Annotated in this window: 8 protein-coding genes; 5 read left to right on the top strand and 3 right to left on the bottom strand. The window is 52.7% G+C overall.

Annotated features, from left to right (window positions below):
* Positions 1 to 29: 29 nt before the first annotated feature.
* Entirely contained in the window at positions 30 to 1,511 is a 1,482-nt protein-coding gene (locus SH668x_RS03395; protein WP_437187289.1) for a circularly permuted type 2 ATP-grasp protein, read from the bottom strand.
* Between the two features lie 704 nt (positions 1,512 to 2,215).
* On the opposite strand from SH668x_RS03395, the gene SH668x_RS03390 reads away from it, so the two are divergent.
* From SH668x_RS03390 to SH668x_RS03375, 4 genes are all read left to right on the top strand, one after another.
* Positions 2,216 to 2,710: a carboxypeptidase regulatory-like domain-containing protein gene (locus SH668x_RS03390; RefSeq protein WP_437187288.1), complete on the top strand. Its 495-nt coding sequence runs from the start codon at positions 2,216 to 2,218 to the stop codon at positions 2,708 to 2,710.
* A 49-nt stretch (positions 2,711 to 2,759) separates the two neighbouring features.
* Positions 2,760 to 3,884, top strand: coding sequence for a DUF1559 family PulG-like putative transporter (locus SH668x_RS03385; RefSeq protein ID WP_437187287.1), 1,125 nt, complete (start codon positions 2,760 to 2,762; stop codon positions 3,882 to 3,884).
* A gap of 186 nt (positions 3,885 to 4,070) precedes the next feature.
* Complete coding sequence (locus tag SH668x_RS03380; protein ID WP_437187286.1) at positions 4,071 to 7,094, top strand: PSD1 and planctomycete cytochrome C domain-containing protein; 3,024 nt, start codon at positions 4,071 to 4,073, stop codon at positions 7,092 to 7,094.
* 67 nt (positions 7,095 to 7,161) lie between these two features.
* Positions 7,162 to 8,589: a DUF1501 domain-containing protein gene (locus tag SH668x_RS03375; RefSeq protein ID WP_437187285.1), complete on the top strand. Its 1,428-nt coding sequence runs from the start codon at positions 7,162 to 7,164 to the stop codon at positions 8,587 to 8,589.
* Between the two features lie 161 nt (positions 8,590 to 8,750).
* Here the strand turns inward: SH668x_RS03375 and SH668x_RS03370 are convergent, their stop codons facing one another.
* Positions 8,751 to 10,649, bottom strand: coding sequence for an ABC transporter transmembrane domain-containing protein (locus SH668x_RS03370; protein ID WP_437187284.1), 1,899 nt, complete (start codon positions 10,647 to 10,649; stop codon positions 8,751 to 8,753).
* A gap of 256 nt (positions 10,650 to 10,905) precedes the next feature.
* Entirely contained in the window at positions 10,906 to 11,886 is a 981-nt protein-coding gene (locus SH668x_RS03365) for an ABC transporter permease (protein ID WP_437187283.1), read from the bottom strand.
* A gap of 243 nt (positions 11,887 to 12,129) precedes the next feature.
* On the opposite strand from SH668x_RS03365, the gene SH668x_RS03360 reads away from it, so the two are divergent.
* A complete protein-coding gene (locus SH668x_RS03360; RefSeq protein ID WP_437187282.1) occupies positions 12,130 to 12,510 on the top strand; it encodes a hypothetical protein in 381 nt (126 codons plus the stop codon).
* Positions 12,511 to 12,657 lie beyond the last annotated feature (147 nt).

Here is a 12,657-nt window from a genome sequence, read left to right as displayed (position 1 = left end):
CGGGGCGTTATTGATGACGCACAGACACATCAAAGACTCACGGTCTGATCTTGCGTCTGCTCCCCATGCCGGGCGATGACCCAGGTGTCCTTACTCCCTCCTCCTTGTGAAGAATTGACGACCAGCGACCCTTTCTTCAATGCAACTCTCGTCAACCCTCCCGGAAGCACCCAGATCGATTTTCCGTAAAGAATGTAAGGTCGCAGATCGACATGCCGTCCTTCAAAATGATCATCGATCATCGTCGGAACTCGAGAGAGTGACAATGTCGGCTGAGCGATGTAATTTCTTGGGTCTTCCTGAATTTTGTGAGCGAACTCCGCTTGCTGCTCTTTCGTGGAATGTGGACCAATCAACATGCCATATCCACCCGCTTCGTTTGCCGCTTTGACGACTAACTCATGAAGATGTTCCAAGACGTATTTTCGATCGTCTTCCCGATCGCAGATATATGTTGGAACATTCGGGAGGATTGGCTCCTCGTTCAGATAAAAGCGAATCATGTCCGGAACGTAGGCGTAAATCACTTTGTCATCGGCAATCCCTGTCCCGGGGGCATTGGCCAGTGCCACACGACCATTTCGATAAACTTCCATCAGTCCCGGCACGCCGAGCATGGAGTCTGCACGGAAAGCCTGGGGATCGATGAAGTCGTCGTCAATTCGGCGATAGATGACGTCGACTCGCTGGAAGCCATCGGTCGTTCGCATGTAGACAAAACCGTCTTTCACGACCAGATCACGACCTTCGACGAGTTCCACTCCCATCTGCTGAGCAAGGAATGAATGCTCATAGTACGCTGAGTTGTAAATACCCGGCGTCAGCACAACGACGGTTGGCTCATTCGTGTGATCTGGAGCAAGATGAACAAGAGTTTCGTAGAGATGGCTTGCGTAGTCGTTGACCGGGCGAATCTGTGACGCAGCGAAGATGTTCGGAAAGGTCCGCTGCATCAATTGGCGATTCTGAAGAACGTACGAGACACCTGAAGGGCAGCGGAGATTGTCCTCAAGGACGTAAATCGCGCCATCCCCATGGCGGACAAGATCGGTTCCAGTGATATGGCACCAGATTCCGCGAGGTGGGTTCAGCCCGTGGCAGACCTTTCTATAGGACTTCGCCTTTTCAAAAATCGGCCGCGGGATCAGCCCTTCATTAATAATGTCCTGATCGTGATAAATATCGTTGATGAAGATGTTCAGCGCTTTGATGCGCTGCTTGAGTCCCGCTTCAATGTGTGCCCATTCGAATGCTTCGACGATGCGGGGAACAATGTCAAACGGGAAGATTTTCTCTGTCCCTTCGTTGTCACCATAGACTGCAAACGTGATCCCCATGCGAAGCAGTGCACGTTCGATCGCTTCCTGACGCGATTTCAGATCTCCGTCTTCAAGTGAATTGATTTTGTCGATGAGCAGCCGACTTCCAGGCCTCGGCTTTCCATTCGATTCAAAGAGTTCATCGTAGAACTGATCTGTTTGGTAGCTATGGAAGTGATGTGATGTGCTCATGGATCGGGCGACTTGGTATTGGGCGAAATCAGCAGTACAGACTCATCCATCGAGGGCTGAGTTTCTTTGCACTGCATGATCCTGTCTAGATGTCATTGTCTTGTTTTGAAAATTTGAGATGAGATGAAATTCGGTCGGAGCTATCTGGACCACGAAATTCTTCACGTCGCCGCTTCACGTCTTAACGGAAGCCTGTTTCTGATCGATTTTCGCGTATTCCTGGCCTCCGGGAACCTCGTCACTCGCAGTTTTGATACCAATTCGCTGAGACTAACCGAATTGCTAATCAAACAGGCGGTTCTGCAGGAAGTCCGCAAATCCTCGCCGTTAAAATGGAAAACTGACGGGCCAACGAGAAAACAACCCCACGAAAATGCCCTCCAATTAAGCACCCCACTCTCATGCCATGCTCACCAATCGCGCAATTGTTCTCAAGAAATTGAGTCGCGACGTCCATTCGCAGTCAGCGAGAACTGATTCCTAGGGCTTCCAAGATCGCATTCTGAGGTGAATCGATTGTCTGTCGGTTCAGAGTGCCGGAGTCGCGAGACCCAACAACTCAAAAGGCATTGATGCGACTTCAATCAAAACTTACACTTATTTAAGAACATGAACAAATAGAAATAACAAAGTTCGCCGAGCCGCTCACACCGCGTTGATACTTGGATGCTCACTTACATTAAACGATCGATTGGGTTCTCCTCATGCGATTCCGCTTTATCTGCTGTCTCTTGATCCCAACATTGTTGAATCTCGTTGGCTGCCGGCAGGAAAAGCGGCCAGACGGGCTCCCTGAACTTCACCCCGCGGAAGTCACAGTGATCCAAGACGGGAAGCCGCTCGCAGGAGCGTTGGTGAGGCTCGTATCTGACTCGAACGACTTAAAGTGGAGTTGCGGAGGAGCGACAGACGAGAACGGGGTCGCGGTTCTCAAAACGATTGGCGAATTCCACGGAGTTCCCGCCGGAAAATACAAGGTTCTCATTTCCAAGCTCGAAATCCCACCGACTTCCGGAACTGACCTCTCAAACTTGAATTCAAAACCCGCAGCGAATTCGACGGGGACCGCAAACCTCGTCGATCTGAAGTTTTCGAGCCCTGCGTCCACGCCCCTTGAGCTGACGGTTGAGAAAGGGCGATCGAAACAGTCTTTCGACGTTGGAGCAGCAGTACGAGTCTTGCAAACGTTTCCGAAATAACGACGTCTTTGATTTCTTCTTCATTCTCGGGCATCGGAGCTGTTCTATCATGCTGTCACACAACCGCAGATCTTCCACTCATATGAGGAAGATTCCACGACCACGGAGCGGCTTTACGCTCATCGAACTCCTGGTTGTCATCGCCATTATCGCCGTTCTTGTGTCGCTATTGTTGCCTGCTGTCCAGCAAGCTCGTGAAGCAGCTCGCCGATCCCAATGCTTAAACAACATCAAGCAAGTGGTCCTCGCACTTCACAACTTCCACGACACCTACAATGAATTTCCCGCAGGAGGCGATGGGATGTACGGGAAGTTCGATAACCCCGATGGAGGAAATGGTGGTCGCGTTGGAACGATGGTCTATCTGCTGCCGTATATCGAACAAGCCCCGCTTTACAACGCAATCGACTCGGTCACTCCTCTTGCGCTCGGGGCCCCCTGGAATGTGGATCAGGTTTACGCCACAGATTTGAGTAATGTGAAATGTCCTTCCAACTCGGGAACTCGGCAGACAGACCCAACATTCAACGGGAGAACGGCTCCACTCAACAGCTACGTCTTTTCCTTGGGAGATGGACTTTGGACCCAAGGACACATGCCGGGGAGCGATTCGCATCGCAAGACCATTGCGAGAGGCATGTTCTACCGGGTCAGAAAGAAAATGAGGGATGTTGTCGACGGCACAAGTAACACGGTTGCCGTCAGCGAATGTCTGTCCCCTGACACAAAAGGCGGCAATGACATTCGTGCGAATGTCGCGAGGTTGGATGCTCTTTGGGATGGGACCCCTCACGGCGTTCCCTTCAACTGCATGACACTGTTGCCGCGGGTCGACGCCAATCGGTTTGATCCAGCTTATGCCTCGAATTCGTGGCGAGGATTGTTATTTACATCCGGATGGAGTGGGGTGAACGGTTTTACAACAATGACGCCCCCCAATTCTCCAATGTGTGCCTACGGTGGAAATCCAGACAACGACTGGGGAGTCTTTCCACCAAACAGCCGTCATACCGGCGGAGTCAACGTCGGGATGATGGATGGTTCGGTTCGGTTCATTAGTTCCAACATCGATACAGGGAATCAGAACGCCCGAGCTGTTTCGTCAGGACCGAGTCCATTCGGGACCTGGGGAAACATGGGAACCCCAAATGGTGGTGAAGTGGTCTCGTTCTAAGCAGGACCTGTGACACACAGGGAATGCCATGTTTACTCATGGAATCGTGGCATTCCCACCCGTCGCCCCCTATAATTTCCCTGGTTGAAAACGTGTTTGAACTCAACACGTAACGGGGGTTCTCTCAGAGAAATCCTGAGGGGATGTTCATCGGCTCATTCATCTGAATGAGGAGTGAGGGTTTTCGTGAGACGTGCCTCAGTTTTCGTGTTCGCATTTGCGGTAATTTTTGTCTCAACGGAATTGCTCCAGGCTGAGCCTCCAGAAGCCCGCGTCAGTTTCAGTCGAGATGTACGACCGATTCTTTCTAACCGCTGTTTCAAGTGCCACGGTTTCGATCCAGAAACCCGTGAAGCTGGCCTGCGGTTAGACACGCGTGAGGGATTGTTCTCAGAGCACAACGGGCTGCTCCCGATCACTCCTGGTGATCCGAACAACAGCGAAGTTCTCGCACGCATCCTCTCGCACGATGACGACGTGCGCATGCCTCCTCCGTTCGCCAAGAAAGACCTGACCGAGCAGGAAAAGACGATTCTGCAGAAGTGGGTGGAACAGGGAGCCGACTGGCAGCCACATTGGGCGTTCATCCCGCCGCAGCGTTCTGAAGTCCCACCGGTGACGAAATGGTCGGACCATGTCATTGACCGATTCATCGAAAGGAAACTGACATCCATCGGGTTCTCCCCTTCCGCAGAAGCTGACCGGTACACATTGCTTCGCCGAGTTTCGCTCGATCTGACCGGTCTTCCACCAACCCCGGAAGAGGCGGACGAGTTTGCGCGTGACACCAGCCCCGATGCATACGAAAAGAGAGTCGATCAACTACTTGCGAGCGATGCATATGGGGAGCGTTGGGCCCGAAGATGGTTAGATCTGGCGCGCTATGCCGACACCAATGGGTACGAAAAAGACCGCAATCGAACCATCTGGCCGTACCGAGATTGGGTCATCAACGCACTCAATCAGAACATGCCGTTCGACGAATTCACCGTCAAGCAAATCGCAGGGGACCTCCTTCCAAATGCAACGGAATCTGACCGGATCGCGACAGGCTTTCACCGCAACACGATGTTGAACGAAGAAGGGGGAATCGACCCTTTGGAGTTCCGCTTTTATGCTATGACAGACCGAGTTGCGACGACAGGGACAACCTGGCTGGGACTGACCACAGGTTGCGCCCAGTGCCATGACCACAAGTACGACCCCATCTCTCACCGCGAATACTTTGGGATGATGGCATGCCTGGACAACGCTGACGAGGTGGAACTCCCACTTCAGTCAGCCCCCGACGAAGCAGCGGAGCAGGCAAAAGCGGCGCGGCTGAATGAACTCATCCGACAACTCCCAAGTCAATGGCCGACTCCGGAACAAGCTGGTGAACCTGCTCCTGTTGCTGCAGAATTGGCAGAAGCAGCCTTTCAACAATGGTATCAACGTGAGCGTCAGCGGGCAGCGAAATGGACCATCATTGAGCCGACAAAAATGTCGTCCAACCTTCCATTGCTGACATTGGAAGAGGACGGGGTCATTTTCGTCACTGGTGACACGACGAAAGAAGATCAATACGTCATTCAAGCCCGATCAGATCTGAAACAGGTCACAGCGATTCGGATCGAAGCTCTCCCAGACAATCGCCTACCGGGTGGTGGCCCCGGAATGACTTACTACGAAGGAACCAAAGGTGATTTCTTTTTAACGGAGATCAGTCTCCAGAACGCAGGGATTCCGGTTGCGTTTCAGGGTGCCTCGGAGAGTTATGCAAAGAACGGCTTTGGGGCCAATCCCGCGACCGCAATGATGGCCATCGATGGTGACCGCCAAACCGGATGGAGTGTCGTCGGAAGACAGGGTGAACGGCTGACCGCAGTCTTCAAACTAGCGACACCGGTGGATCTCACTCACGTTGAATTGAAACTCATTTTCGGAAGGCACTTTGCCTCTTCGCTTGGGAAATTCCGCATCTCGGCGACCTCCGCAGCCGACCCCGTCGCCTTGGACGTGTCAGAGGAAGTCGATCAGCTATTGTGTCAGGATGCCGTGACAGAGGATGAGCAGGAGAAAATTCGCCAGGGCTTTTACTTGCAGGCTCCGGAACTCGCCAAACACGCATCCGAGATCCGAAAGTTGATGTCCCCTGCTCCGTCTCTCACAACTCTGGTCTTTCAGGAGCGTCCCGAGCAGAATCCTCGCCCGACATTTCTTCGTCACCGCGGAGAATTCCTGCAACCGAAGGAACAGATTCCTCCGTTGACGTTGAGCTTTCTCAACCCGATTCCCGAAGGGGTGCCGCTGAATCGACTCACCTTCGCTCAGTGGTTGGTTGCTCGCGATCATCCGCTCACAGCACGCGTATTTGTGAATCGGCAATGGGGTGCTTTTTTTGGCACCGGTCTGGTTGCGACAGTTCAAGACTTCGGCTTCCAGGGTGCCACGCCGTCTCATCCTGACTTGCTAGACTGGCTTGCGGTTGAGTTCATGGAATCAGGTTGGGACATGAAAGCTCTTCATCGGCTGATTGTCACGAGCCGAACCTATCGCCAGTCCTCCGTTGTCACCCCGGAACTTCTTGAAAAAGATCCTTCCAATCATTTCCTCACACGCGGGCCACGCATGCGAATGGAAGCGGAAGTCATTCGCGATTCCGCTCTCGTCGCGAGTGGGCTGATGACACACCAACTGGGCGGCCCACCCGTTTACCCTCCCCAGCCAGAAGGGGTGACGGAAGCTGCCTATGGAAATCCCAAATGGCACGCGAGTGCCGGGAATGACCGCTATCGACGAAGTGTATACACATTCATCAAGCGAACCGCTCCCTTCGCTATGTATTCCACTTTCGATGCTCCCAGTGGCGAAGCGTGTCTCGCGAAACGCGATGTCTCGAACACCGCGATCCAAGGGCTCACGCTGCTGAACGATCCGATGTTCGTTGAGGCTGCTCGCGGTTTGGCCCAAAGAGCGGTCGCGACACCGGGTGACGATCGGGCGAAAGCGGAGCGAATCTTCCGATTGGTCGTCACGCGTCCCGTTGAGACGGACGAGTTGGATCAATTGACAACCTTTGTTCAGGCCCAGAAAACATACTTCGCAGAGAACGGGAATCTGGCTGAATCACTCGCGGGTGTTCAGGGAGATGAAGCGACAGAACTGGCGGCATGGGTCGCCTTGAGCAGAGCAATTCTGAGTCTGGACGAAGCAATCACACGAAATTGATCCCGGTTGTGCCACAACACTCCAACGTGAATCGTCATCAGTTTCGTTTGTTAAAAGGGTTCCGATCATGTGGATGACAAACCAGATTGCCCGCCGTTACTTTTTGCAGCAGTGCGGTGTCGGCCTTGGGAAGATGGCACTGGCTGGCCTTCTCGCCAATTCAGCGACGAGCGTGGTCAATGCCGCAGTGCGAGAAAACCCTTTGGCCCCCCGTTTACCCCATTTCCCGGGAAAGGCGAAAGCAGTGATCCATCTCTTTATGGCTGGCGGTCCCAGTCAGATCGAGTTGTTCACCCCCAAGCCAGTCCTCACGGAATTTGAAGGAAAACCATTACCTCCATCAGTGATTGGAAATCAGCGTTATGCCTTCATTCGGCCTGACGCTGCCGTCATGGGGGGGCGATTTCCCTTCTCTCAACATGGCGATTCAGGGGCGCAGATCTCCTCCGCGTTGCCGCATTTGTCAAAAGTTGTGGACGACATCTGTCTGATCCACAGCGTGACGACCGATCAATTCAATCACGCTCCCGCACAGATATTTTTTAACACGGGGTTTTCTCAACCCGGTCGGCCGTCATTAGGGTCATGGGCGCTCTATGGACTGGGAGCCGAAAGTCAGGACCTGCCAGCCTATATCGTCATGAGCACCGGATCTGGTTTGTCCGGTGGAAGCAGTCTATGGTCCAGCGGATTCCTTCCAACAATCTATACCGGCACCCCGCTTCGAGCCTCTGGACCTCCGATTCTGAATGTCCAGAATCCTGCAGGTGTCTCAGACAAACTACAAGCAGAGACATTCCAACTCGTTAACAACCTGAACTCCCGACGATTGGATGTCACTGGTGATGCCGAAATCTCCACTCGAATCGCTTCATTCGAGATGGCCTCCCAGTTGCAACAAAGTGCTCCGGATCTGACGGACCTTTCCTCCGAAACCGCGCAGACATTGGCACTGTATGGATGCGCACCCGATGTTCCATCATTCGCCCGTTCGTGCCTGTTGGCTCGCAGAATGATTGAGAGAGGCGTTCGCTACGTTACGCTGTTCCATGAAGGTTGGGACGCCCACGCTGACGTGGAAGGAAACACGAAAGGGAACTGCGCCGCGACTGACCAGGGATCAGCTGCGTTGGTCACCGATTTGAAGCAACGGGGTTTGCTGGATGAGACACTTGTCATTTGGGGGGGCGAGTTCGGCCGAACACCGATGGTCGAGAACAACCCCGCGTTAGGACGAGCAATGGGAAGAGATCATCACCCGCAGGCGTACACCATGTGGCTCGCCGGCGGAGGGATCAAGCCTGGCATCCAGCTGGGACAAACGGACGACTTTGGATTCCACATCACAGAAGATCCCGTTCACATTCATGACCTGCAGGCGACAATTCTTCACTGCCTGGGCTTTGATCACGAACGTCTCACGTATCACCACGCCGGCCGAGATTTCCGGCTCACCGATGTACACGGGCACGTGGTACAGAGCATCCTCAGGTGAACTCGACCGTGAGAATGCTACATCAAATTAGCGACAGCCTGAGCCCCTATCTCAAAAGGATGTGGCGGCGAATGGTGGCATGAACTCGTTCAAACGCTGCGTCTATCGCCGCCGTAACGCCACACTCTCGTGAGAGGCGCTCTAGCCCGCAGCATGTGGAATCAGCGGCGTGTCCGGCGACTCACGCTGCTGAAGGTGACGTAGTCCCAATGCCGGAACAACTCAGACGCTTTCGTCAGTTCCTGATGTGTTCCAATTCCTTCGATTAACCCATCGTGCAGCATGACCACTTGGTCACACCGCCGGCTCGTTGTGAGCCGACTTGGAAGGTAGATCATTGTGCAACGTGCAGACAATCGTTGATAGGCGTCATCGATCAGTGCTTTGGTGTCGTCATCAAGAGCGACCTTCGGCTCTTCAATTATCATCACAGCAGGATCGCGCAGTGCAGCCCTCGCCAGCCCAAGTCGGAATGCTGTCCCCGCATCCAACAGCTCTCCCCGGTTTCCGAGCAAGGTTTCATATCCCTGTCGCATGCTGGAGATGTGACCATGAATATGGACAAGTTTTGCCGCCTCCATCGCGTCTTGGACGGTGTAGCGTTTGTCTCCACAAATAATGTTTTCGAGAATGGTTCCCGATAACACTGGGTCATCACTCCCGACATAGACGGTCTCTGTCCGGATCGATTCCAGAGTTCCCCAAGCAATATCTTCACCGTCAAAGAACACTCGTCCTCGAGTCGGTTCAATGAATCTGGGAAGAAGATAGGCGACCGCTTTGGGAAGAAGCGGATCAAGGGAAACAAGCGCGACCTGTGATTTCGCAGGGATTTTGAGATCAATCCCTCGCAGGAGTTGTTGTCCCTGATGCTGATAGTGAACCGATTCAAGGACGATCGATTTCGAGACGGGCTCGATGAACTTGGCACCGACTGCTTGACCGACTTCGGGGATCTCGTCCAGATACCGGTAGATTCGGTCCCCGCTGGCCACTAGGTCTTGCCTGTGTTGTGAAAGACGGTCCCAGCTTTGCAATTCAATTGCAAAGATCAGCAGAGCAAGGATCATCGCAGTGGCGCTGGCAAGCGGAAGTGGCTGAAGTTCGGAAATGACTCGCAGCGAGATTAAAACGAGTACGAGTGTCAGACCGATCCAAAGCACAAATCGGGCTGTACTAAGAGCGGTTCGCTCCAATCGTCTACCTGTCTGCGACTCGTGTGTCATACGCGTCAGGTGTTGCTGGAAGAGAGACTGTTCGAACTCTTCCATGTTGTAACCGCGCACGAGTCGTGTCTGTTTCAACCCTTCAGCCAGGAAGCGAACTTCCGTTTCTGCGTGAGACTCAGCAACCTGTCGTCTTCGGACTCCAGCGCTGCGCTCAAAACGGAAGATATACCAGCAGGCGACTGTTGGGACGAGACACTCAATTCCGAGTTTCCAGTCAATTATTAGAATCGCACAGATGATCACCGGAAGCATGAACCATGCTCGAACGAATCTCCATCGCCAGTTGGTCAGCGACTCCCGCAATAACTCAGCGTCATCAACAAAAAGGTTGAGCGCTGTCTCATAACGGCGGCCGGTCAGATCACTTGGCCCCAGTCGCAGTGTCTGCCGATGGATCGAATTGCGAAGCCATGTTGCGAGTTCTCGCGCGGAAAGTGCAGACTGAACCCGTGCGTGAGTCCGCGAATAGCTCATCAGGATAAATGTCAGCAACGTTGCCGCTGCGAGTACCGACAATGCTCCAGGAGTCGTGCCGAGCACAGGCAGACGACGATACACCGGTTCGAGCCAGAACCAGAATGGAGATTTTCCGAAGCGATCAACCTGAGATTGCAGCCCGCGGTCTTCGACTGCCGGGAGGTCGGCAATTTCATTTCGGTACTGACCAAACCCTCGTGAATCAATCAGATCCACAAGTAAAGTGACCAAAACCAAAAGAGCGCATGTGGAAATCGCCGCAATCGCAGTCCAGATAAATAAGCGGACAGCATAGCGATCCATCCAAGACCGCCGGGTGACCAACCTCCGCATTAGTGGAATCGTTGCAGACATGAGATTCAATCACGGCAGAAGATTCGGACGAGAACCACGAAAGAACGTAGTTCGATTCAATTCCGCTCCATCACAAACAATTCCATTTCGTAACGCTAGGCCACTTCTCTACTTTCATTCGATTCTACCGAGGTTGGAAATCTCTCGGTAATGAAATTTCCGGTTGGGAGAATCTTCTTACCCAGTCTCCGTGAATGAACATCGCGGGAAACTGGGCTTCAAATTGAGAAATATTCCGTCTGCAATCGCGAGTCGATCAAGCTAGGTCGCGATCTTCGAACAACAGGAATCCAACCATGATCATGGCTGTGACATAGGCAAGGCAATACAGCCCAGCCATCCCTAAATACTCAGGTGGAATATTCTTTCCGGTCGAAATCGCTGCCGACATGTTGAAATGATCGAATCCCGGCAGGATCGTCGCCAAAAGCTGAGCGATAAACTTTACGAAGACATTCTGCACATCGGACGCAACCAATATCGGGGTGAGATGTCCGATCACAAAGACTGCCAAGCAGGTGCTCATGTTGACGAGCATTGGAACTCGCGTCGAAATCGCCACGCTCACCGCCGTCATCACTGCAACTTCCATTGCAATCAACGTCAGCCCCGGAATGATCTTCCGCGCCTCATTGAAGTAAGTTCGGTTCAACGCTGGAACGTCAAATGGCAGGAAGGGCACATCTCGCATAAAGTAGAGAGCGGACTGTTCCTTTGAGGCTTCTTTCAGATCGTAATGGAACTTGTAGTAGGTCAAAAAGAAAAAGACGACGCCGATGATGGCAATCATGATCAGGGCGGACTGGAAAACGCCAAGATACTTGCCGAACACAAACTGGCGGCGATTAATCGGCTTCGAGAGCAGCGTCATTGCCGTCTTCCCCTCGATTTCCTCAGCCACGCTCATACTGGCTGTCCAGACGACGTGAATCAGCGAACAAATCAGTACTGTCGCCAGACCGCAGTCGATGTACATCTTGGTGTCGTCGCCCATCGAGAAAAACGGAACCCAGACGTTCATGACAATGATCCCTAACCCGAGGATTGTCATCAGGATAAAGACGGGCTGGCGAATCGCTTCTTTCGTTGTAGCCCTTGCGATGATCCCCGATTGAGTCGCGTAGTTCATCGCCAGGATTGCCACGATGAAGATCGGCCAAGCAATCGCAAGTGCTTCGTAGGGGAGTCGAATCGTTTCGTCAGCAGCCTGGGCCAATAGCAATGACATTCCACCCATGTCTGGCTCATCTCCGCAATTATCGACAATGAAAAATCGGCAATCAAAAATAAATGAGGTTTCATTTAATGAAAAATGAGGACATCCGGCAATGGTACAGCGTCTCTTTCAACGTATTCGGATCGAGATTTCCGCTGAGAAGCTGGATCACTTTCAATTGAATCGCTCAAATCGCGATCCACATTTCCGATTGCAGCACATAGACACGTCGATTGTGAATTTTCCTTTAACTGAGCACTTCAAATGCCACTCCTCCGATTTTCCGATCTTGTTGCCTCTCGCAGAGATTGGATTGAAACGGTGTTAATCCCGTGGTGCCATCAGGCGATTCGACAAGACCTGCTCCAAGCGGAGACCGAATGGACAGATCTGGCTGGCCGTCCAGCACCGGAAATGACACTCTGGCTCTGGGCTTGGGGGCGATTCCCGGTGCTGGTGGAGACGGGGCTGACGACAATCAGCGAAACGCGTTCAGTGCGAGTTTTGAGACGAGATGGCCGCGTGGTGACAGGCTACCCAGACGCAAGAAAATCAATCGCCGGCGAACTGTTCGTCGTTCAAGCGGGCGGGGAGATCTCGTCACCAATTTCTATTGATGACATTCAATCGATCGATTTGGAGTGAAAATCTGGAACTTGCCGATCTGTCGAGCAAACGTTTTGAAAATTTCAAGAAATCAATTCGCTTTTTAAGTGTCACAAAGGGTGAAGAAAGCTGCTCGATTCTCTAAATTCAGCGAGGATTAACACGCGTTGATATGATTGCTGACAA

This window comes from Planctomicrobium mucosum, assembly GCF_051466335.1.
In the GTDB taxonomy this organism is placed as follows: Bacteria; Planctomycetota; Planctomycetia; order Planctomycetales; family Planctomycetaceae; genus Planctomicrobium.
The sequence above is the reverse complement of the archived record's forward strand: the minus strand, read 5'-3'. Positions and strand labels throughout refer to the sequence as shown.